Raw genomic sequence first — 22,782 nt, 5'->3', positions numbered from 1 at the left:
CATGTTTCGGAGGGCGACAAGCCGGGGTATGCCAGCGGGACACCCATTGCCCGGATATTTGCCGGCGACGGGCACCCTTCGCCCTACACGGATCGAACCCCTAGAGAGTAGGTGAGATGGGCGAGTTCACGACCACGATCGAACACCGCCTCGACCAGGCTTATAAGGGCCTGTCCGAGGCCCGCAGCACCGGCGACGACTACCTCGCCGACACCCTCACCGCCGAGATCGAGGACCTGCGCAGACTGGCCGACGATCATGGCATCCCGTTGCCCCGCTGACCGCACGGACGGCCGGAGCCCCGCTCCGGCCGTCCCGTCACCATCAGACCTCAGGCGTCGCGCTCGGGATCGAGCGGTGCCAGCAGGTCGTGTACCTCTTCGAACAGGCCCGGAGCTGCGCACAACGCGAATTCCGGGCTGACCGGCCGGCCGTTCAGCCCGCCGAGCCGGGCGCCCGCCTCGGTCGCCACCAGGCCCGCCGCGGCGAAGTCCCAGTGGTTGACGCCCCGCTCGTAGTAGGCGTCCACCCGGCCCGCCGCCACCGAGCACAGATCGATGGCGCATGACCCGCCACGCCTGATGTCACGCACGCGGGGCACCACCGCGGCGACCACCTGGCCCTGCACCGCGCGCCGGGCGGCGAAATAGCCGAAACCGGTCGAGACCAGCGCCTGGGCGAGCGGCACCCCGCTGTTGCAGCGCAGCCGGCGGTCGCCGAGCCAGGCTCCCTGGCCGAGCGCGGCCGTGAAGACCTCGCCGCGCGCCGGCACGTTGACGACCCCCGCCACGATCTGGCCGCCGACCTCGACGGCGATCGACACCGCCCAGTCCGGCAGGCCGTACAGGAAGTTGACGGTGCCGTCCACGGGGTCGACGATCCAGCGCACGTCGGACTCGCCGGGATCCTCGCCGCCCTCCTCGCCGAGGATCCTGTCACCGGGCCTGGCGGCCAGGACGCGGGCGCGGATGAGCTCCTCCGAGGCCTTGTCCAGCGTGGTCACCACGTCGGTGGGGCTGGACTTGGTCTCGATCTCCACGGACATGGTGGGCCGCCTGGCGAGCAGCATGTCGCCCGCCTCGCGGGCGATGTCCTCGGCCAGCTTCAGGAAGTCCGTCATCAGGCCACCGAGTCCGGGCGCTGCCACTCCTGGCCGAGCACGTGCTGGGCGAGGAAGGCGAGCACGGTCTCGTACCAGGCGACGGAGTTGCCCGGCTTGAGGATCCAGTGGTTCTCGTCGGGGAAGTACAGGAACTTCGACTCCACCTCGGTGCGGCGCAGGTCCCACCACAGGCGCAGGCCCTCGCCGATCGGCACGCGGTAGTCCTTGTCTCCATGGATGACGAGGAGCGGCGTGGTGATCTTGTCGAGCGACCGGTGCGGCGACAGCAGGTCGTAGCGCTCGGAGCCGACCTCGCCGAACTCGCGCTGCCAGTACATCGAGGCGTCGGTGGTGCCGGCGAACTGGTCGAGGTTCCACAGCGAGGCGTGGGTGACGATCGCCTGGTAGCGGTCGCTGTGGCCGGCCAGCCAGTTGGCCATGTAGCCGCCGAACGAGCCGCCCATGGCGGCGACGCGCTCGTGGTCGATCTCGGGCCTGGCCAGGGCCACGTCCACGATCGCGTCGAGGTCGGCCTGGGTGCGCGGGCCCCAGTTGCCCCAGCCGCGGTCGATCATCTCCTGGCCGTAGCCGGTGGACAGGCACGGGTCGGGCATGAGGACGGCGTACCCGTGGGCGGCCATGATCCACGACTGCCAGCGCCACTGCCAGTCGTTCCACGAGCCGAGGGGGCCGCCGTGGATCCACAACAGGAACGGCGCCGGGTCGTCGGCGGAGGCGCCCTCGGGCAGCACGAGCCAGCCGCGGATCGTGGCGCCGTCGTCGGCGGTGGCGGAGATCTCGGTCAGCGTGCCGGGCACCTCGGGGCGCGGCGCGGGCGAGGGCAGGTCGGTGATCTCGCCGGTGGCGACGTCGACCCTGGCCGGCGCGGGCGCCAGGGCGACGCTGCTGCGCAGGGCGTAGACGAAGCGGCCGTCGGCGGAGGCGCTGAGGCCGGCGTAGGCGGCGTCGTCACCGGTCAGGCGGGTCGTCTCGCCGTCCAGCGGAACGCGGAAGATCGGGCGGCGGCCCCGGTGGTCGGCCACGATGTAGACGGCCGAGGAGTCCGGCGCCCACTCGATGGCGGCGGGGAAGAGCTCCGGCGCGTACGCCCGGCCCGCGCCGGTGGCCAGGTCGGCGATCCACACCTCGGTGCGCGCCGACACCTCCAGCCCGGTGAGGCGCGAACGCGCGCAGGCGACCTTCGTCCCGTCAGGGGAGATCGCGATCGGGCCCGTGTGGTCGTGTCGGTCATCGCTCAGAAGGGTGCGCCGCTGGCCCGTGGCCACGTCGATCGCCACCAGGTCGGTACGCGACTCGCCCTTGGGCAGGTAGGTGCACCACGTGGTGATCAGGGTGGCGCCGTCGGCCGTCAGCTCGAAGTCGGCGTCGCGCAGCGCCTCGCCCGCGTCGGGGGTCAGGTCGCGCACGTCCTCCAGCCGGTCGCCGCCGAGCCGGGCGGCGAACAGCCTGGTGCGGCCGGGACCGAGGTCGTGGTCCCAGTAGCGGACCGGGTAGCCCTCGTGCAGGATGGCGCTGATCCCGGCGTCCTTGCGGGCCTTGCGCCGCTCCTCGTCGGCCGCCTCCTCGCCGTCGAGCACCTCGGAGGCGAACACGACGACGTCGCCGGACGTACGGACCGTGCCGATGCCGCCGGGGCGGGTGGCCACCTGGCGGGCCTCGCCGCCCGCGCGGGGCAGCAGCCACAACGCCGGCACCTCGTCGGTGGAGTCCTTGACGGTCGGGTCGGGCCGCGCGGAGGTGAACAGCACGTCGCCCCCGTCGGTGAAGACGGCCGGCGACTCACCCTTAGCCGAGCGGGTGAGCCGGTAGGGCTCACCGTCGAGGGGGATCGCCCAGAGCGCGGTGCCGAAGGACTTGCCGTCAGGGTTGAGGGACTGCACGGCCGAGACAAGCCTGGATCCATCAGGCGAAAGCCTCAGCGATTGCACCCGGGGGATGGCCACATAGTCACGTATGTCATTGAATGCGCTCACTCGATCGAACCTACCTCGCAGGAGGGACCGCGCACACTCCCGCATAGGGTTGTCACGTGGGAAATTACGACGCTGTGCTGGTCCTGTCGTTCGGGGGGCCGGAGGGCCCGGACGACGTGCTGCCGTTCCTGGAGAACGTCGTGCGCGGCCGCGGCGTGCCGCGCGAGCGGCTGCTCGAGGTCGCCGAGCACTACCAGGGCTTCGGCGGGATCAGCCCGATCAACCGGCAGAACCGCGACCTGGTCGAGGCGCTGCGCCCGGTGGCCGGCGTCCCGGTCTACTGGGGAAACCGCAACTGGCACCCGTTCGGCGAGGACACCGTGCGCCGGATGCAGGCCGACGGGATCCGGAAGGCGGCCGTGTTCGCGACGTCGGCGTTCGCCGGCTACTCCAGTTGCCGCCAGTACTACGAGGACATCGCCAGGATCTCCGTCGAGGGCGGCCCCGAGCTGGTCAAGATGCGGCACTTCGGCGACCATCCCGGGTTCGTGGCCGCGATGGCCGACCACACGCGGGCCGCCCTGGAGCGGCTCGGCCGCGACGACGCCCGGCTGGTGTTCACCGCCCACAGCGTCCCGGTCTCCATGGCCGACAGCGCCGGCCCGTCGGGCGGCCTGTACGAGGCGCAACTCCGCAGGAGCGCCGAGCAGGTCAACCAGGCGCTCGGCCGCACCGAGCCGTGGGACCTGGTGTGGCAGTCGCGCAGCGGCCCGCCGCAGGTGCCGTGGCTGGAGCCCGACGTCTGCGACTTCCTGCGCAAGACGGACGCCCGCTCGGTCGTGCTGGTGCCGATCGGGTTCGTCTCCGACCACATGGAGGTCGTCTACGACCTCGACACCGAGGCCAGGCAGGTCGCCGCCGAGCGGGAGCTGCCCATGGAGCGGGCGGCGACGGCGGGGACGCATCCGCGCTTCGTCCGGATGGTGCGCGAGCTGATGGACGAGCCCGAGCCCGTCCCCTGCGCCCTCACCTGCTGCCCGGCGCCGCGCCGGCGGCCTCAGGCCGCTCAGGCGTAGGCCTTGGCGTACGCGTCGGCGATGCCCATGACCTTGTTCACGTAGTCCCACGAGTGGTTGTAGAACCAGATCGCCTTGCGCAACCGCTCGCCGCCCAGGCCCGCCTTGTTGGCGCACAGGTAGTTGGCCGCGCCCGGCACGGCGTCGTACGGGCTCCAGATGTCCTTCTTGCCGTCGGCGTCGCCGTCCACGCCGTAGTGCTTCCAGGTGGCGGGCATGAACTGCATCGGCCCGAGCGCGCCCGCGCTGGAGGGGCCGTTGTTACGGCCGTGACTGCTCTCCACCTGCCCGATCGCGGCCAGCACCGTCCACGACAACCCGGGGCAGCGGGTGGCGGCGAGCTTGTAGAGCTCCAGGTAGCTGGCCGGCCGGCCCACGCTCGCGGTCTGGGGCTGCTGCTGCTTGGGGACCGGCGTCGTGGCGCGGTGCTCGGTGTCCAGCATGACGACCTGGGCCTTCTTGCCGAGCAGCTTGCGCACCCCCCGCTCGCTGATCTTGCCCGGCTTGCCGTGCAGCAACACCGCGACCCCCGCGGCGAACCCCAGCGACCTGCCCAGCTCCGCGCTCACCAGCCCGTCCACGCCCTTGAGCCCGAGGGCGGCCGAGGCCGCGGCCCGCAACCTCGGACCGCCGTCCACCTGGTACGTCGCGCCCAGCACCATCCCGAATCTGCGGAGCGCGGCCGAGTCGGCGACCAGCTCGCCCCTGCCCAGCGCGCTCCACACGGCCGGCTGGTCGGCGACGGGCTGCGGGGTCCAGGCGCGGAAGCCGGCCGGGTCCACGGCCAGCAGGTTCAGGCTGGTGCCCGACACCTTGACCGCTCCCGCGTCCACCACGGCGACCTTCTGCACGTACTTCAGCTTGCTGAGCGCGAGCCTGGTCTTCCTGGGCACGCCCGCCGGGGCGATGGCCAGCACGCGGGGCGGGGCGGAGGTGACGCCGGGGCCGCCCTGCCCGAAGTCGGTGACCGGTTCGGTGGTGGGCACGAGCTGGTCGAGGCCCGGGGAGGTGCGCGGCTTCGGCTGTTGCCGGCGTACGGGCTCCTGGGCGGGCTTGACCAGGCCGTCTCCTACGAGCACGACGGCCACGCCCGTCGCGACCGTGACCGTGAGCACGGCGATGATCATGAGCATGACCGCGCGGAAGGAGGGAAGACCGGACACTTGGGACACGTTAACCCACGCGCCCGAGAAAGCACTTGCCATCCGGACATATGGTGCGCAAGGGTTGATTGCTCGAGTAAGGGGGAAACTGCGTGGTCGGGCCTTACCGGGGGTTGTTCGAAAGGCCCGGAGTCAAGGCGTTCGTGCTGGCCGGGCTCATCGGGCGGATGCCGATGTCCATGCTCGGCATCGGCGTCGTGCTGCTGATCTCCACCCTCACCAAGTCGTACGCCACCGCCGGCGCGGTGGCCGCCACCACCAACGTCGCCTTCGCCGTGGCCGCTCCCCTGTCGGGCCGGCTCGTGGACAGGTTCGGGCAGGGGCGGGTGATCCCGCCGTTCGTCATCGTCAACGCGCTCGCGCTGGCGGCACTGATGATCTTCGTCGGAACCCGCCTGCCCGACTGGACGTTCTACGCCTCGGGCCTGGTCGTGGGCGCCACCTCGTTGTCGATCGGCTCGATGGTGCGGGCCCGCTGGTCGGCCATCCACGGCGGCTCGGAGCGGCTGCACACCGCGTTCGCGTTCGAGTCGGTGGTGGACGAGGTCGTCTTCGTCACCGGCCCCGCCCTGGTCACGGTGCTCGCGACCGCCGTGAACCCGTACGCCGGCCTCATCGTGGCGCTGATCTGCATGCTGCTCGGCTGCCTGGTGCTGGCGGGGCAGCGGCGCACCCAGCCGCCCGTCCAGCCGCTCAAATCGTCCTCGGGCACGCCCATCCGGATCCCCGGCATCGCGCTGCTGGCCTGCGTCTATCTGGCGCTGGGCGCGATCTTCGGCTCCGTCGACCTGATCACGGTGGCGTTCGCGGAGGAACACGGGGCGAAGTGGGCCTCGGGGTTCCTGCTGGCCTGCTTCGCGGGCGGGTCGATGGTGTCGGGGCTCTGGTTCGGGTCGAGGAACTGGCGGATCCCGCTGCGCACGCGGTTCGTCCGGGCGCTGGCCCTGTTCGTGGTCGGGCTGGCGCCGATCATGTTCATCGACGTCCTGTGGATCATGGCGGCAGCGCTGTTCCTGGGCGGCTTCGCCATCTCGCCGACGCTCATCACGGGCTTCTCGATCACCGAGCGGCTGGTGCCTCCGTCCCTGCTCACCGAGGGCATGGCGTGGATCTCGACCGCCATCGGGTTCGGCGTGGCGCTGGGGGCGTGGGCGGGCGGCCGGCTCACCGAGACGTACGGCGCCTCGGACGCCTACGCCTTCTCGTTCGGGGCCGCGATCCTCGCCGTGGTCGTGGGCATCGGAGGTTCGGGTTTGCTGAGACTTCCCCGCCCTCCTTCACCCACGGACGCTTGATCCGCTACCGTCGGGACATCCCTCGCAACAACCTCCACATTGGAAGCATTAGCTATGTCCCGACAAATCACTTCACTTCTAGCTATCGCGGCTGTTTGCGTCACTTTGGCTCCGGCACCCGCCTTCGCCCAGGCGCCGAAGAAGGCACCGGTCGACTGCGAGCAGGTCAAATGCATCGCGCTGACGTTCGACGACGGCCCTGGCCAGTACGCGGGCGCGTTGCTCGACACGCTGAAGAAGTACGACGCCAAGGCGACGTTCTTCCTCGAGGGCCAGTACGTGAAGAGCCGTCCCGCCTTCGTCAAGCGCATGGCCGCCGAGGGCCACGAGCTCGGTAACCACAGCTACAGCCACCCCGACTTCACCAAGAGTGAGCCCGGGACCATCAGAAGCGAGATCCAGAAGACGCAGGACGCGGTCAAGAAGGCGGCGGGCGTCGAGCCCAAGCTGCTGCGCCCGCCGTACGGGCTGATGGACCTGACGGTCTCCGACATCGCCACCGAGTTCGGCATGCCGATGGTCCTGTGGACCGCCGGCTCGCAGGACTGGAGCAGCAAGAACGTCGAGGCCATCAAGAAGCAGACCATGGCCGTGGCCGAGCAGGACGGCATCATCCTCATGCACGACTGGGTGAAGCAGACCGTCGACGCGATGCCCGCGATCATCAAGTCGCTGCAGAAGAAGGGCTATCACCTGGTGACGGTCTCCGAGGTGACCAAGAGCCAGGATCTCAAGGCCGGCGAAACCTTCCCAACCCCCGCTGGCTGGGACCCGAAGTGAGTATCGTTCACGTTTAACGGAACGACGCTTCGAAGGGGTGCTCCTTGGCCTTCGTGAACTGGGCCCGCAACCAGTCCGGCACCCCCGCCGAGGTGCGTGCGCCGGCCGCCGTCGCGGACGTCGTACGCGCCGTGCGGGACGCCGCGGACGCCGGGCGGCGGGTCCGCATGGTCGGCACGGGCCACTCCTTCACCGGGGTGGCCCTCACCGACGGGATCATGCTGACGCCCGAGGCGCTGACCGGCGTCAGGTCGTGGGCCGGCGACCGCGTCACCGTGCTGGCGGGCACCCCGGTGCGGACCCTGAACGAGCTGCTCGACGAGCGCGGCCTGGCCCTGGCGAACATGGGCGACATCACCGAGCAGACCGTCGCGGGCGCCATCCAGACCGGCACGCACGGCACCGGCCGCGACAGCGGCGGCCTCGCCGACCAGGTCGCCGAGCTGGAGCTGGTGCTCGCCGACGGCACCGTCACGACCACCGGCCCGGGCGAGGACCTGTTCGACGCGGCCAGGGTGGGGCTGGGGGCGCTCGGCATCCTGACGGCCGTGACCTTCCGGGTGGAGCCGGCGTTCCTGCTGCGCAACCAGCGGCGCAAGCTGCCGCTCAGCGACATCCTCGGCTCGCTCGGCGAGCTGACCCGCGACAACGAGCACCTCGACTTCTTCTGGCTGCCGCACACCGACACCTGCCTGGTCAAGACCAACAACCGGCATCCCGGCCCGGCCAGCCCGCCGTCCGCGGTGCGGCACTGGATGGACAACGTGCTCCTGGAGAACACGGTGTTCGGCGCGGCCTGCTTCACCGGGTCCCGCTTCCCCGACCTGATCCCGCGGATCAACGCGGTCAGCGCGGCGACGCTCGGCGACTCCGAGTCGGTCGACGCCTCGTACAAGATCTTCACGGCGCGGCGGGACGTGCGCTTCCTGGAGATGGAGTACGCCGTGCCGCGCGAGCACCTCGGCCAGGCCCTCCGGGAGACGCGGGACCTGGTCGAGCGGATGGGGTGGAAGATCACCTTTCCCGTCGAGGTGCGGGTCACGCCGCCCAGCGACGCGTGGCTGTCCACCGCGTACGGGCGGCCCTCGGCGTACATCGCCTGCCACGTCTACCGGCCGACGCCCAACCCGGCGTACTTCGAGGGCGTCGAGGAGATCATGACCCGGCTGGAGGGCCGTCCCCACTGGGGCAAGCTGCACACCCGGGACGCCTCCTACCTGGGCAAGGTCTATCCCCGCTTCGCCGACTTCACGGCGCTGCGCGACCGCCTCGATCCGCGGCGGCTGTTCACCAACGACTACCTGGACGTCGTGCTCGGCTGATCCTCGCTCGGGGGGTCCGCCTGCTCGGTCGGCTCCGGTGCCGGCTCGGTCACCGGCGCCTCCCCGTCTTCCCCGTCCTCCCCGGAGGGCGGGACGGTGCCGCTCGGCTCCACCTGCTCCGACCGCGTGGGCGTCGGCGTCGGAGTGGGGGTCGGTGTCGGCGTCCTGGTGAACTGCGGGGTCGGCGTGGGGCTGACCGGCGCGTACGTGGTCGTCTGCGGTGTGTGCGCCGGCGCGTCCGTGGCCGGCTCCTCCCGCTTGACCGGCCGCCCGTCGTCCTGCCGCTGGGCCTGCCCCGGAGTCTTGCCGGTCACCTGCTCGTGCACGGTCTGCTGGGCCACGGCCTGATAGGCGAGGATCCCGCCCATGCTCACCCCGAACACCAGCGCCGCGGCCGCCCCCAGCTTCAGCCACGGAAGCCTGCGGAGCGCCCCGGCGGCCTTGTCGATCGCGGGCATGACCAGCGTCGAGTCGCCCTCCTCCGAACCTGCGTCGTCCAGGGGCTCCGCGGGCGGCATGATCCGCGTGCGCTGCTTGACCCGATCTCCCGTGCTCTTGAGATAGTGCGTGTAGACGGCGCTGGCGACCGTGCTGGCCACGCTGACCACCGCCGCGCCGATCACCGTCCCGGCCACGCCGAGATACGAGGCGGCCACCGCCGCGGTGATCGCCGCCAGCGCGCTGCCCAGGATCTGCGGCATGCTCAGCTCGAACTTCCGCTGCTCGCCGCTCATCCCGGAACCAGCCCCCTCTTGATCATGCGTTCGTGTCCACGCGTTCTTGTTCACGCGTTCGGTAAAGACCTGTCTCGTGAATAGACGCGAGCGCGTGTCCTGTTGTTCCTGTGACCTGCGCGACAGGCACCCTTGCCACTCGTGCCCCGACGACTCGGCCTGCCCTCCGTATATCTCGCCGCGGCCGTGGCCACGGCCGCCACGACCGCCGTGCCCCTGGCCATGACACCCGCTTCAGGACTGGCCGCGCGCCCCGCCGCCACCGAGCCCGTCCGCCCGTACATCGTCATCGCGCGCGGCCGCGCGGCGGCCCGCGATCTCGTCGGTGAGGTCAGATGGCGGGTACGGCGCTACTACGCCGCCGCGCTGCCCGGGTTCGCCACCTTCCTGACGGCCCGCGAGCTGGCCGAGCTCCGGGACGATCCCCGCGTACGCGCTATCGAGGCCGACCGGCAGATCCGTCCCCTGGCGAGCCGGCCCCCCGCCCGCGCGCTCCCCGGCGCTCCGGGCACCGGCGCGGGCAGCACCGTGTACGTCCTGGACAGCGGCGTCGGCACCGGCCGCGCCACGAACCCGACCGGCGACGACCTGGCCGCCGGCGACCTGGCCGCCGAGAATCTGGCCGGCGAGGACCGATCCGAGGGGGAACCGTCTCAGGAGGGACGGGCGCTCGACGACCGTGCGCTCGACAACCGGACGCTCGACGATCGAGCGTTCGACAACCGGGCGTTCGACGATCGCGCCTGGCGCGCGTTCGACGCCACGGGCGGCACCGGCCGCGACTGCCTCGGCCACGGCACGCAGACCGCCGGCCGGGTGCACGCCATCGCGCCCAAGGCCAGGATCGCCTCCGTCCGCGTGCTGGGCTGCGGCGGCTCGGGCTCGCTGGCCGACGTGCTGGCGGGACTCGACTGGATACGCCGGCACGCGCGCGGCCCGTCCGTCGCGAACCTGTCCATCGACGGCGCCGGCTCTCTCTCCCTCGATCGGGCCGTCCGAAATCTGGTGCGATCGGGGGTCTTCGTGGTCCAGGCGGCCGATTCCGGGACCTGTCAGGTCACTCCGGGCGGCCAGGCGTACTCGGCGTCCGCCCCGTACGTGGCCGGGGCCGCCGCCCGCCTCCTGGAGCGCCATCCCGCAGTTCACCCGGCCATTTTGGGCAGTTGGCTCAAGTGCACGACGGCACGCGGCGTGATTCGCCAGAATCCGTCAGGGGCCTCTAACCTCCAAATGCGCGACGGCGGGCTCTAGAGGGCATGGATTCCACAAATGTGACCGGCGTCACAGAGTCCCGGGGCTATCCCAGGAAGGCGATGTTCGGACATGCCGGGTACGGTGCTGGCAGGCAACCGGCACACGCGAGAGACTCAAGGGTCCGGGGGAAGAATGGCGACGCTGACGAAGGGACTCGCATGCAGGAGCTCCGACTCGTCGCGGTGAGTGAGGACGGCACCTATCTTGTGCTGGCGACTGCCGGACGAGGTACGCGCTTCACGCTTCCCGTGGACGACCGGCTCCGTGCTGCCGTCCGCGGCAACTTCTCCCGTCTCGGCCAGTACGAGATCGAAGTGGAGAGTCCGTTGCGCCCCAAGGAGATCCAGGCCCGCATCCGCGCCGGAGAGACGGCGGAGGAGATCGCCGCTACCGCCGGGATCCCGGTCGAGCGCGTCCGCTGGTTCGAGGGGCCGGTGCTGCAGGAGCGGGAGTACGTCGCCCAGCAGGCCCAGCGTGTCGCCGTGCGAATGCCCGGCGAGTCCGCCCCCGGCCCCACTCTCGGTGACCTCGTCGCTGAGCGGCTGACCAGGCGTGGCGTGCCCACCGACGAGATCGACTGGGATTCCGCCAAGCGCGACGACGGCCTGTGGCGGGTCAAGCTCGGCTACGTCTGGAACGGTCACACGCGCCACGCCGAGTGGCTCTTCGATCCGCGCAAGCGCCATGTGACGCCCGCCGACGACGAGGCCATGCGCCTGTCGGCCGCCGATTTCGACCCGGAGCCCGCCGTGGTGGAGGACACCACGGTGACGCCGTTCGCGCCGCGGATGGCCAAGCTGCAGCCGGTGCCGCCGCTGGCCTCGGAGCCGTTGTCGTTCCCCTCGGTGGTCCGGCGCGAGCCGGAGGAGCCGGCCGTCGGCTACAACCCGCCGCCCAGGTCTTCCGAGACGGCGTACGCGCGGGGGCCCGAGGTGCCTTCGCGCGAGGCGCCGTTCGACCGCGCCGCTCCACCGCGCGAGCCCTTCGATGCGCCCGGCACCCGTCACGACCCCGGAAGAGACCCGGGCCCGTCGCCGGACTCCACCCGCGAAACCGGCTATGCCCGCCCCGGGGACACCTCGTCCCGCCGTGGCGGGCCTTCGCCGTGGCTGCCCGACTTCAGCCCGGGACGTCCGGCGGACCGCGACACCGACTCCTTCTACGCTCCCGCCGCCCCGACGCCCACGCGCCCCGACTCCCGCACGACCCCACCGCCCACCGCCGCGGAACCCCCTGCCCCAGGGCGCACCTCCGACCAGGAGCGTGCCGCAGAGCAGGCACACGCCGCAGCCCTGAAGCAGGCCGCCGCCCAAGAGCAGGCCGCAGCCCTGGAGCGCGCCGCCGCTCAGGAACAGGCCGCAGCCGCAGAACGCGTCGCATTCTTGGAGCGCGCCGCCGCCCAAGAACAGGCCGCAGCCTCGGAGCGCGCCGCAGCCCAGGAACAGGCCGCAATCCAGGAGCGCGCCGCCGCCCAAGAGCAGGCCGCAATCTTGGAGCGCGCCGCAGCCCAGGAACAGGCCGCCGCCCTGGAGCGCGCCGCAGCCCAGGAACAGGCCGCAATCCAGGAACGTGCCGCTGCCCAGGAGTCCTCCACCGTGGAGGAGCCCGCACAGCCCGGGGCCGTCTCACAGACGCCTTCCCGGACAGAGCCGCTACCCGCCGAGACGGAGACGGTCAGCGAACCGACGCCCGCAGCGCAAGCTCCGGTGCCCGCCGAGGCGACCGTCCAGGCGCCCGCGACCACCACTCCCGCACAGGCAGACACGACCACCGAGCCCGGCACAACCACCGAGCCTGCCGCCCAGGCGGGCGGGGCCATCGAGCGGACGTCCCCGCCTGTCACCCAGGCCGACGCGGACGCGCAGGCCAGCACTACTGCGCAGCCGAGCGCCCAGCCTGACGTCCGGCCCAGTGCGGTCGCGCAGCCGGGCGCTTCAACGAGCCCGGCCACACCGCCGACGGCCGAGTCCAGCGTGGCCGCGCAGTCGGCGACTCCACCGAGCGACGCCACGCAGGCGACCCCTCTGTCGAGCACTCCTGCCGAGCCGACCTCCGCGTCGCCCGCCGCCGCAGCTCCCAAGCCGACGGGTGCGAGTCCCGAGCCGACCGGTGCGAGCGAAATCACCGAGGCCCGCGCAGAGACGGCGAACACCACCGACGCCGAGAGCACGACTGCGGCAGACGCGACGACGGTCAACGCCACAGAGGCCACCCGGACCTCGGCCACCACCGAGCCCCGAACGCCCGCCACCGCAGAACCACCGGCACCGACCACCGCGGAGCTTCAGGCGTCGACCACCGCAGAGCCCAAGACACCGACCGCCGCGGAGCCCCAGGCCCCAGCCGCCGCAGAGCACCAGACGGCTGAACCGGCAGCTCACAAGGCTGCTGAACCGACACCGACGGACGCCAAGGTCACGGAGGTCACGGCGGAGGTGCCCGCACCCGAGCCGACGACGCCCAAGACCGAGCCCAAGACCGAGCCCAAGGCCGAAACCGAGCCCGATGCCGGGGCCGAGCCCAAGACGGAGGCCGCTGAGGCCGTACCGGAGGGTGAGCAGGAGCGTGACAGCGGCGCTCAGCCCGCCGCGCCGGCGCCCCAGCCGAAGCCGCCCGTCAAGGAGGTCAAGCCGCCGGCGCCCAAGCCGAAGCCCGCCCCGTCGGTGCCTGCGGCGCGGGCAGGCAAGGACGAGGCCAAGGAGGAGGAGCCGGCCGTGCCGGTGCCCTCTCCGCCGCCCGCCCCTGCGGCCCGTCCGGCACGCAAGGGTTCGAGGGGCCGCCGGGCCTCGGTGCCGACCTGGGACGAGATCATGTTCGGCGCCCGCCGCCAGGACTGACCTCAGTCACCCGGCACGGCAGCACGCGGAGTCCGGCGCGCCCAGCACCACCTCACCGGCGCGCCAGCACCGCACCCAGGCAGGTGTTCACTCCGGGGGGAAGGCCCATCGGCGCCACCCGGTGGCGTCAGCGCGGCTCGGTGAAGGGCGTGAGCCACTCGGGTGTCACCTCGGCCGGGAACGCCGCCCCCTGCGCCTCCGACACGTCGAGCGCCGAGTAGCCGCCCTTGCCGGCGCCGACACCGGCGATCAACGTCAGCACCCCGGCCCGCCGCTGGAACCAGGTCTGCCGCAACCGCCACCCCACCACCGCCCGGCGTTCGATCACGGCCTGGGAGCGCCGCAACGACCCCGATCGCACCGCCACCCGGACCCCGTCGTAGCCGTGCCCGAGAGACGCGTACCTGTCGAGCCCCAGCGGAACCCCGACCCCGGCGAGCAGCAACTCCAGGACCAGCAGGATCCACCACACCGTCGTCCCCGTCGCCCAGAGCGCCAGAACGCTCAGGGCCGCCAGCAGCAGCCACGGGAAGACGGCGCGGAACAGGCGGCGGTTGCGGGCCACGGGCGGGTGGCCGCGGAGCGGGGCCTGGTAGGGGCCGATCGCGTCGGCGGTCACCTGCTGCGCCACCGCGCGCGGCACGTCGGGCAGGAGTTGCCCGCGCGTCTGGGAGTCGCCGAGCCCGGTGACGATGGCCCAGACGCGTACGACTCCGGCCCACCGCTCGGCGAGGCCGTCCACGATCTCGTAGCCGCGTACCCGCGTCGACTCCAGCGACACGCTGCGCCGGTTGATCAGGCCGCGCTCGGCCACCAGGTATCCGTCGCGGCGCTTGAGCTCGAAGTTCCAGTTGAAGACCGCGTACATCAGCCCGCCCACGAACGGCATCGCCACCACGAGCAGCAGCACCACGGCGAGCAGCAGGTACGGGTGGTCCCAGAGCCACTGGCCGGCGGACCACGCCGCGTTCCGGCCGAACCCCAGCTCGTCGCCCCATTGGAAGGCCAGCCCGATGGCGCCGCCGGCGAGGGCGAACGGGGTGAGGAGGTACGCGCCGGACAGCGGGCCGTACAGGAGCCAGGTGCGCGGCACGCGGATGATCCGCCGCTCGCGTGGCCCGGCGTCCGCGACCTCCGCAACATGCCTCTCGGCCTGGGCCGCGCGGCGCAGGAGGAGGGACTTGAGCCGTTCCGCCTCCCGCTGCGTGACACCGTCGAGCTCGGCCTCCTCGTCGCTGCCGCTCGCACCCGTGTCTATCTTGACCACCGCCAGGCCGAGGAGCCGGTGCATGGGCGGGGTGGACACGTCGACGCCGCGGATGCGCTCCAGCGGGATGGTGCGGACCGATCGGCTGATCAGCGACCGCTTGGTCTCCAGGCGATCGCCGACGATCTCGTACGTGAACGTGGCCCATCTGACGATCGCGAAGATCACGGTGCCGACGACGCCGGCGGCCGCCCAGCCGTACGACCTGGGCGAGAAGCCGCCCACGAAGAGCACGCCCACGAGGGGAAGGAGAAGGGAGGGCAGCATGCGTACCGGATCGATGAGCAGCACCTTCGGGCTCAGCCGCAGCGACACCCTGGGACCCGGGCCATCGAAGCCCCCGCCACCCGGCGGCGGCCCGTAGGCGACGGGCCGCCCCCCGGTCTGAGGCGACGGCATCTCCCCCGGCGGGACCGCACCCCCGGACGGGACCGCACCTCCGGGCGGAGGCGCGTCGCCCGTGCGGGGCGGAGGGGCGGGGTCGGGTGCCGGGTCGTGCTCGGGCGGCCTGGGCTCGGTCATGTCGCGTCGTCTCTGAGCTGTTCGGCCCGCCGCGCCAGTTGCTCCGCGAGCCCCGCCGCCACCACGTGGTCGAGCCCCTTGATCGTCGAGGACCCGGCATGCGACGCCGTCCTGATCTCCAGGGTGGCGAGCCCGAGCAGCCGCTCCATCCACCCTTGCCCCTTGTCGACCGTCTGGATGCGGCTCACGGGCACGAACACCCACTCCCTCGTCAGGAAGCCCGACCGGGCGTAAACGACGTCGCCTGCGAGCTCCCAGCGATGCGTGGCGTACCGGACGAACGGCTCGGCCGCCAGCAGCGGCAGCGTCACCAGCGTGACCACGAGGGGCAGCAGCCACGTGTTGCCGGCGAACCAGCCGGGCACCCACGGCCACCTGCTCCCGTCGAGCCACCGGGCCACCAGCAGCGCACCGCCCAGGAAGAACGCGAACGCGACCACCGACTCCAGCAACCACAGGCGGACCGCCTTGGGCGAGACTCGGTTCACCGGATCGCGTAGCGGACCTGTTGACGTCACAAGGCCCAGCTTAGGGCGCGCAGCCGCGAAGAAGATCTGCGCGCGGGCGGTGAAGGGGCGTGGTGAAGATCCGCCGGACGCCCCGGCGTGTCTGCCGACCCGCCGTTCGGCGTGGGTGCCATGCTCGGTGGCGGCCGGCCGCAGGCTGTCGCGCTTGGCCACGTCGGCGGCGTCACGTTCGTGCCACCCAGGCCCGGCCGGCGCAGGACCGCACCACCGCGCGTGTGCCTCACGTGACGTGGCGGCCGCCGCTCACCGCGCTCCGCGCCTTTTACCTCGGGCGGCGATCTGGCGCACCTGGTTTTTCCCCCAGCGCCCGACCGAAACCGATGTCCGTTTTGTCGCGGTCGCCGTCCGCACTCCGCCCCGCCCCCGCCCCGAACGAAGCAGCAGGCGGGAAGGGTGCCTTGGTACGCCGCTCCCCGCCGGCCCCAGGAACGGCGAAGGTCATTCCTGTGTCGAAGGTCACTCTCCGGATGCCAGGATTCTGGCCGGTTTCGGATCCTTTACCGACCACCGACCCTCGGGAAACGGTCTGCGCACCGCCGAGAGCCGCGTAGCATCGTCCGACATGGGGCTGTGTAACACGGCATCACGCGTGCGACGCATCGCTGTCAGTGTGACGGTGGTGGTAGTCGCGTTCGCACTGTCAGGTTGCGGCAGTCTCTTCGGCAGGTCCGAGGCCAAGGAGATCGCGGAAGTCAACGTCTCAAGCCCGGAGTTGCGCGACGGCAAGCCGCTGCCCAGCGGATACTCCTGCGAGGGTGACCAGGGCAGTCCGCCGCTGCGCTGGTCGAGTCAGCCGCTTACCGACGCCAAGTCGATCGCGATCGTGGTCGATTCCCACACTTCATCCGAATCGGCCGTGCACTGGGTGCTCTACAACATCCCGGCGACCACGACCGAGCTGGGCCCCGACGCCGCGGCCGACCCTCCGACCGGGTCCGGCCAGGCGAAGGTGACCAGTGGCAAGGTGGGCTACGAGCCCCCTTGCGTTCCGGGCAGCTACCGCTTCACCGTCTACACGCTGAGTGGCAAGGTCACCGTCCAGGAGGGCGCCTCCCTCTCCGAGGTCTTGAAACAGATCGCGGACAAGACCATCGCCCGAGGCCGCCTGACGGCGGTCAACATTCAGTGACGGACCGGACACTGCAGGCTTTATAGGTGTACCAATTCTTCACGTAGGGTGTGACAACGCTCATAGTGGTCAGACACAATCAGATCCAATTGTTAGGCACTGGTGATCAAAGGGGGAAGATCGCGTCGATGGCCGCGCGATCTCACCGGCGCCGAAGGGAGGCCATGGCTTTGAGGGTGGTGCAATGATCGCGGTCGTAGTCAGCTTGGTCGCTGTCGTGCTCCTCGTGCTCGTCGTCGTGGCACTGGGCATGCGTTCGATGAATCGCCGGGAGAGTTCTCTCCCTCCGGAACGGCTGAAGGAGATGGCCGAGAAGGAGGAGATGACGACGATACGGTCGACCGACGAGTTCGCCGCGCACGAACCCCGGATGAACAATTTCAGCCCTGACTTCAGCCCCATCGGCGAGCCCAAGGTGAAGCCCGTGCGCACGGGTCAGCGTGGCAGGCGTGGCGTCGACGAGTGGGGCAACCCGAGCTCCGACGATGAGGACGAGGAGTTCTGGGCCAACATCCGCAGCGACGCCGAAGAGGGCGGCTTCGGTGCCGGTGGCACCGTGGCGGCCAGGAAGGGCGCCTCTCGTCCCGTTGAGCGCGAGCGTCCCGCCGAGCGACCGGCCGACCGGCCCGCCGCCGAGCGCCCTGCCGAGCAGCCCGCCGAGCGGCCCGCCGAACGCCGCAAGGAGCGTCGTGGCGAGCGTCGTGCCAAACCGCAGCCGGCGACCGCCGCCGCGGCCGACTCCGACGCCACCACCGTGCAGGCTCCCCTGCCGCGACGCCCGGCCTCCGCTCCGGCCGCCAACCTGGCCGATCTGGTAGAGCCCGCCGGCCGCGCCACTCCCTCGCAGTCCGAGCTGGCCGACCAGCGCACCATGACGTTCGCGGCCCCGACGGCCGACGTGATGACCATCCTCGGCGCCGGCGCGCAGGCCGTGCCCGCCACGCGTCCCGAGCAGGCGCCGTCGTCCGGCTCCTACCCGTCCGCCGGCGGCACCGGCTCGTTCGCCGCGACCAACGGCACCGGCTCCTCCTTCTCGTCCACGACCACCGGCACGGGGTCCTTCTCTTCCACGACCACCGGCACGGGGTCCTTCCCGGCCGTGCCCGCCGCGTCGGCGAACGGCACCGGCTCCTTCCCGGCCACGAGCCCCCTTTCCAGCGGCTCCTTCCCGGCCGTGCCGGCCGCGCCCATCCACGGCGCCCCGACGAGCGACCCCTTCCCCGCCTACAGCGGCACGCCGGACCCGCTCGACACCACCTGGACCGCCCCGCCCACGCCGGTCACGTCCGGCGCCTGGCCCGCCCCTCCCGACATCCTCGACGACCCCTCACCGTCCTACGGCTCGGGAAACTCGTGGCCGGCGTTCGAGCAGCCCGCCGCGCGCGCGTCCTATCCCAACTCCTACGAGGTGCGCCCCGGCTGGGCCGTGGCCGACGACTCCGACCCGCTCACCGGGCCGTCCCCCGCCACCGGCACCCCCACGGTTCCGGCCAGGGCGGTCTCGGCCTACGACGACGTGCTGTCGGCTCCGGCCCCGGCCCCGGCGCCGCAGTCCACGTTCGCGTACGAGACGGGCGACATCACCACCGTGGGCGGCGCCTGGCCTGAGCCGCCCGCGAACGGCGCTCCGAACAGCTGGCCGGCTGCGTTCGGCGGCCAGCCGGCGCCCGCCCAGGGCACCGGCGCGCAGGACGGTGGCACGCACCGCCGCTCGCCCGAACAGGACTACCCGCACGATTACTATCGGTGATCTTCAGGCGCCATTAATGGGTAAAACCCATGTGCTGTACCCCTAAAGCGGGGCCGACGGAGCAATAGGGTTTGCTCCATGTTCCCCGACACGAAGAGTAGCTGGCTGAGCACCCTCCGGCATGACGTGCCAGCCTCGCTCGTGGTTTTCCTCATCGCGGTGCCCCTGTCTCTCGGCATCGCGATGGCGTCCGGAGCGCCGCTGGCGGCCGGGCTGATCGCCGCCGCGGTGGGCGGCATCGTGGCGGGCGCGCTGGGCGGGTCGGCCGTGCAGGTGAGCGGGCCCGCCGCGGGGTTGTCGCTGGTGGTCGTGGACCTCGTGCAGACGTACGGGTGGCGGGCCACCTGCATGATCACCTTGCTGGCGGGAGCCGTGCAGCTCCTGCTGGGGGTGTTCAAGGCGGCCAGGGCGGCGCTCGCGGTGTCGCCGGCCGTCATCCACGGCATGCTCGCCGCCGTCGGCGTGATCATCGCACTCGCCCAGCTCCACGTGGTGCTCGGCGGCACCTCGCAACGTTCGGCCGTGGCGAACCTGATCGAGCTCCCCGGCCAGATCGCGGACCTGCACGGCCACAAAGTCGCCATCGGCCTGCTCACGATCACGGTGCTGGCGGTGTGGACGCGCCTGCCCAAGCCGGCCAGGTCGGTGCCGGCGCCGCTGGTCGCGCTGCTCGCGGCGGGGCTGGCCGCGTGGTTCTTCGACTGGGACGTCACGCGCGTGGACCTGTCCGGCAGCATCACCGCGTGGGCCTTCCCCGTCCTGCCGCAGGGCGACTGGCATCTGGTGGCGGTGGCGGTGCTGCTGGTGGCGCTGCTGGCCGGGTGCGAGTCGTTGTTGTGCTGCGTGGCGGTCGACGGCATGCACGGCGGCCGGCGGGCCGACCTCGACCAGGAGCTGACGGGCCAGGGCGTGGCGAACATGGTCACCGGCGCGCTCGGCGGCCTGCCGGTGGCCGGGGTGATCGTGCGGAGCAGCACCAACGTGCTGGCGGGCGCCCGGAGCCGGTGGTCGGCCATTCTGCACGGGGTGTGGGTGCTGACGTTCGCCCTCGGGTTCGGCTGGGCGATCAAGCTGATCCCGCTGGAGGCGCTGGCGGCGTTGCTGGTGTTCATCGGCGTGCAGATGGTGAACCTGGGTCACATCAAGAAGGTGCACGGCCACGGCGAAGTGCCCGTCTACGTGGCGACGCTGGTCACGGTCATCGTGCTGGGGTTGGCCGAAGGCGTGCTGGCGGGGCTGGCGCTGTCCGCCCTGCTCGCGCTCCGCCGCCTGACCTGGGTCACGGTGCTGAAGCGGGAGGACCGCGACGGCCGGATGCACGTGACGATCTCAGGGTCGCTGACGTTCCTGGGCGTGCCACGGCTGACGCACGAGCTGCGCACGGTCCCGGCCGGCACCGCCGTGGACCTCGACCTGAACATCGACTTCATGGACAACGGCGCGTTCGAGGCCATCCACTCCTGGCGGCTGCACCACGAGCGCATGGGCGGCACGGTCGACATCGACGAGCTGCACGACGAGTGGTACACGCTGGCGGCCAGCGGGGCGCGCATGTTCCCGGTGAAGTCGCCGCCCAAGGCGCCGGACCGCTGGTGGCTGCCGTGGGCGCACCGGCGCCGCCCTGAGCATCCGTCCGCGCCGGCCGACGGTGCGGCGGAGTGCCAGCTCACGGTCGGGGCGCGGGAGTTCCACCGGCGTACGGCGCCGCTGGTCCGGCCCATCTTCACCGAGCTGGCGCGCAAGCAGCAGCCGACGCACCTGTTCATCACGTGCGCGGACTCCAGGATCATGCCGAGCCTGATCACCGCGAGCGGTCCCGGCGACCTGTTCACGGTGCGCAACATCGGCAACCTGGTGCCGCGCAGGGGCTCCGAGCTGAACGACGACTCCGTGGTCGCGGCCATCGAGTACGCGACGCAGGTGCTGGGCGTGCACACGATCACCGTGTGCGGCCATTCCGGCTGCGGCGCGATGGCCGGGGTGCTGAGCGGCGGCGTACAGGCCGGCAGCCTGCCCGGGCTGCGCAGGTGGCTGCGGCACGGGGACCACAGTCTCGCCCGGTTCATCGAGACGGAGGGCGACCGGCTGCACAGCGGGGCGCTGGACGTGTTGTGCCGGGTCAACGTGCAGCAGCAGCTGGAGAACCTGCGGACGTACCGGAAGGTCGACGAGCAGGTCAGGGCGGGGAAGCTGGAGCTGGTGGGGTTGTACTTCGACATCGGCTCGGCCCGCGTGCACATGGTGCCGCCGCTGCGCCCGACGCTCTCCGTGAAGATGCCCGCCCGCAAGGTGGTGCTGACGAGCGAAGACTAAGTCCTCGCGAACGAGGCCAGAACAGGTCCCCGCTGATGCCCGCGACACTGCTGTACGGCTCTCGGCTCGGGGCTTGCGCTTCTGCGTAATCCTCCGCAGACCGGGCGGCGGATCCGGGGTTAGTGTCGCGGGGCAGCGAGGTTCTCCACGAAGCCCACGGCGCTCCTCGCGACGCCGGTCCTAACTCCCAGGGGCCGGAGGGGCGGAGGTACCCACTGTCACGCTATGGCCCCTGAACGGGCGGCCGATCATAGCGAGACAGCGGGGCTGTCACCTCCGCCCCTCACCACGAGCGCGCTGCACCACGGTCGCCATAACCCGTCGCTCGGCCTAAGCCGACGAACTTCGTAGCTGATCGATGTACTTGCGCAAACTGGCTGCGTTGGGGTGCTCGAATCCTCGCGCCGCCTCGTGATCGCCAACGCCCGCTGCCTCTGGGTGTAGGCATGCTGATGAAGCCCCTGAGCAGAGGAGAAGCACGCGGGGAGCCTCGTGCGGCATGATCGAAATCAGCCGACCCCCGGAGGCCCCCTGCCGCGGCGGCTCCGTTTCCCGCCCGGCTGATCGGAACACATGAAGCCGCGAAGGTGTTGCGGGATCCGCAGTGTTCTGATCGCGGCGGGAGAGGATGCGCATGCGCGCGCTCGGTTTCAAGGCGAACGGCGGCCCGGAGGTCTTCGAGGAGATCGAGGTTCCAGTGCCCGAACCCGGGCCGGGGCAGGTGCTGATCCGTGTCGCGTACGCGGGCGTGAACTTCGCCGAGGTCCAGCACCGTCGCGGGGAGTTCGGCGAACCTGACGGGCACGACGGCTACGACATCCCCGGACTCGAGGTCTCCGGCACCGTCGCCGGGCTCGGGACCGAGGTGCTCGGCCTCGAACTCGACGAGCACGTCGCCGCATACCTGCCGGCGTTCGGTGGATACGCCGAGTTCGCTGTGACTGATGCCGCTTTCGTACGACCGGCAGGCGCGGTACCACCGGCCCAGGCCGCCGGTCTGCCGTGCGTGTTCCCGACGGCGTACGGCATCTTGATCGACGCCGGGCGGCTGCGCGCTGGAGAAAGCGTCCTGATCCATGCGGCGGCCGGCGGGGTGGGCTCGGCCGCGGCGCAGATCGCGCGGACCCTCGGCGCGAAGCAGGTGTTCGGAACCGTCGGCGACGCACCGGGGAAACTGGAGCACGCGCGCACGCTGGGCTACGACGCGGTGTTCTCCCGGGACGAGTTCGCCGAAGAGATCCTGGAAGCGACCAACGGGCGCGGCGTGGACCTCGTCCTGGACCCGGTGGGCGGCGCGACCCGCAAGGCGAGCTTGGAACTGCTGGCCCCGTTCGGCCGCGTCGTCGCCTATGGCGACCTCGCGCTGTCCGGTGATTGGACGGCCGACGTCTGGGACCTGTGGAAGAACAACAAGACCATCGCAGGCTTCAACATCGGCGCGGTCGCACGCAGAACGCCGAACGCGATCGGCACCTACCTCTCCCAGGCCCTCGACGCCCTGATCCGCGGCGAACTCAACCAGCCCCTCCCGAGCATCGTGCCGGTGCTCGACGCACACCATGCCCATCACCTGCTGGAAACCGGCACCACCACCGGCAAAACTGTCCTGGCCGTCTCGCCGTAGCAGCTGTCCCGCTGTCCTGCGCGAGCGCGAGCCGGGGTGTGCACGGTCAGGAATTTCTGGCTCTGGCACAAAGATCGTGATGCCGTGACAGCGCGTGATCACGGTCGCGGTTCCGCAACTGACCGCGCATGAGGGCGGCCGCTTCGTAAAGAT

Annotated in this window: 17 protein-coding genes; 11 read left to right on the top strand and 6 right to left on the bottom strand. The window is 71.4% G+C overall.

All coding sequences use genetic code 11. The annotated features are described in order from the left end of the window. Positions 1-116: 116 nt before the first annotated feature. A complete protein-coding gene (locus tag ACWD0F_RS24860; protein ID WP_449879222.1) occupies positions 117-281 on the top strand; it encodes a hypothetical protein in 165 nt (54 codons plus the stop codon). Positions 282-331: 50 nt separating this feature from the next. On the opposite strand, the gene ACWD0F_RS24855 is transcribed toward ACWD0F_RS24860, so the two are convergent. Further along, positions 332-1,120, bottom strand: coding sequence for an inositol monophosphatase family protein (locus tag ACWD0F_RS24855; RefSeq protein ID WP_449879220.1), 789 nt, complete (start codon positions 1,118-1,120; stop codon positions 332-334). Continuing rightward, positions 1,120-3,141: a prolyl oligopeptidase family serine peptidase gene (locus ACWD0F_RS24850; RefSeq protein WP_449879218.1), complete on the bottom strand. Its 2,022-nt coding sequence runs from the start codon at positions 3,139-3,141 to the stop codon at positions 1,120-1,122. The genes ACWD0F_RS24855 and ACWD0F_RS24850 overlap by 1 nt, the downstream gene beginning before the upstream one ends. 11 nt (positions 3,142-3,152) lie before the next feature. Here ACWD0F_RS24850 and ACWD0F_RS24845 point away from each other — a divergent pair, with 11 nt between their 5' ends. Next, a complete protein-coding gene (locus ACWD0F_RS24845; protein WP_449879216.1) occupies positions 3,153-4,112 on the top strand; it encodes a ferrochelatase in 960 nt (319 codons plus the stop codon). Here ACWD0F_RS24845 and ACWD0F_RS24840 read toward each other — a convergent pair. Beyond that, positions 4,103-5,275, bottom strand: a complete 1,173-nt coding sequence (locus ACWD0F_RS24840) for a lytic transglycosylase domain-containing protein (protein ID WP_449879214.1) — start codon at positions 5,273-5,275, stop codon at positions 4,103-4,105. The two genes, ACWD0F_RS24845 and ACWD0F_RS24840, sit on opposite strands and share 10 nt — an antisense overlap. A 92-nt stretch (positions 5,276-5,367) precedes the next feature. On the opposite strand from ACWD0F_RS24840, the gene ACWD0F_RS24835 reads away from it, so the two are divergent. From ACWD0F_RS24835 to ACWD0F_RS24825, 3 genes are all read left to right on the top strand, one after another. Next, positions 5,368-6,570: an MFS transporter gene (locus tag ACWD0F_RS24835; protein ID WP_449879212.1), complete on the top strand. Its 1,203-nt coding sequence runs from the start codon at positions 5,368-5,370 to the stop codon at positions 6,568-6,570. Positions 6,571-6,675: 105 nt separating this feature from the next. After that, positions 6,676-7,350 carry a polysaccharide deacetylase family protein gene (locus tag ACWD0F_RS24830; protein WP_449879210.1) on the top strand — a complete coding sequence of 225 codons (675 nt, stop codon included), beginning with the start codon at positions 6,676-6,678 and terminating at the stop codon, positions 7,348-7,350. 44 nt (positions 7,351-7,394) lie between these two features. Then, complete coding sequence (locus ACWD0F_RS24825) at positions 7,395-8,672, top strand: D-arabinono-1,4-lactone oxidase (protein ID WP_449879208.1); 1,278 nt, start codon at positions 7,395-7,397, stop codon at positions 8,670-8,672. Here the strand turns inward: ACWD0F_RS24825 and ACWD0F_RS24820 are convergent. Beyond that, complete coding sequence (locus ACWD0F_RS24820; RefSeq protein WP_449879206.1) at positions 8,648-9,406, bottom strand: hypothetical protein; 759 nt, start codon at positions 9,404-9,406, stop codon at positions 8,648-8,650. The two genes, ACWD0F_RS24825 and ACWD0F_RS24820, sit on opposite strands and share 25 nt — an antisense overlap. A 141-nt stretch (positions 9,407-9,547) precedes the next feature. Here ACWD0F_RS24820 and ACWD0F_RS24815 point away from each other — a divergent pair, with 141 nt between their 5' ends. Both ACWD0F_RS24815 and sepH read left to right on the top strand, forming a co-directional pair. Continuing rightward, a complete protein-coding gene (locus ACWD0F_RS24815; RefSeq protein WP_449879204.1) occupies positions 9,548-10,657 on the top strand; it encodes a S8 family serine peptidase in 1,110 nt (369 codons plus the stop codon). Positions 10,658-10,818: 161 nt separating this feature from the next. After that, positions 10,819-13,497, top strand: a complete 2,679-nt coding sequence (gene sepH / locus ACWD0F_RS24810; RefSeq protein ID WP_449879202.1) for a septation protein SepH — start codon at positions 10,819-10,821, stop codon at positions 13,495-13,497. A gap of 127 nt (positions 13,498-13,624) precedes the next feature. Here sepH and ACWD0F_RS24805 read toward each other — a convergent pair whose 3' ends face one another. Beyond that, complete coding sequence (locus ACWD0F_RS24805; protein WP_449879200.1) at positions 13,625-15,286, bottom strand: PH domain-containing protein; 1,662 nt, start codon at positions 15,284-15,286, stop codon at positions 13,625-13,627. Then, a complete protein-coding gene (locus tag ACWD0F_RS24800; protein WP_449879198.1) occupies positions 15,283-15,804 on the bottom strand; it encodes a PH domain-containing protein in 522 nt (173 codons plus the stop codon). Before ACWD0F_RS24800 ends, ACWD0F_RS24805 begins: the two co-directional genes overlap by 4 nt. A gap of 619 nt (positions 15,805-16,423) precedes the next feature. On the opposite strand from ACWD0F_RS24800, the gene ACWD0F_RS24795 reads away from it, so the two are divergent. From ACWD0F_RS24795 to ACWD0F_RS24780, 4 genes are all read left to right on the top strand, one after another. Beyond that, entirely contained in the window at positions 16,424-16,942 is a 519-nt protein-coding gene (locus ACWD0F_RS24795) for a YbhB/YbcL family Raf kinase inhibitor-like protein (RefSeq protein WP_449879197.1), read from the top strand. 184 nt (positions 16,943-17,126) lie between these two features. After that, positions 17,127-18,692 carry a hypothetical protein gene (locus ACWD0F_RS24790; protein ID WP_449879195.1) on the top strand — a complete coding sequence of 522 codons (1,566 nt, stop codon included), beginning with the start codon at positions 17,127-17,129 and terminating at the stop codon, positions 18,690-18,692. Positions 18,693-18,770: 78 nt separating this feature from the next. Further along, entirely contained in the window at positions 18,771-21,005 is a 2,235-nt protein-coding gene (locus ACWD0F_RS24785; RefSeq protein WP_449879193.1) for a SulP family inorganic anion transporter, read from the top strand. Positions 21,006-21,639: 634 nt separating this feature from the next. After that, the gene (locus ACWD0F_RS24780) at positions 21,640-22,629 is read left to right on the top strand and encodes a quinone oxidoreductase family protein (RefSeq protein ID WP_449879191.1); all 990 of its coding nucleotides are present in this window, start codon (positions 21,640-21,642) and stop codon (positions 22,627-22,629) included. Positions 22,630-22,782 lie beyond the last annotated feature (153 nt).

This window comes from Nonomuraea sp. NPDC002799 (assembly GCF_053592075.1).
The sequence above is the reverse complement of the archived record's forward strand: the minus strand, read 5'-3'. Positions and strand labels throughout refer to the sequence as shown.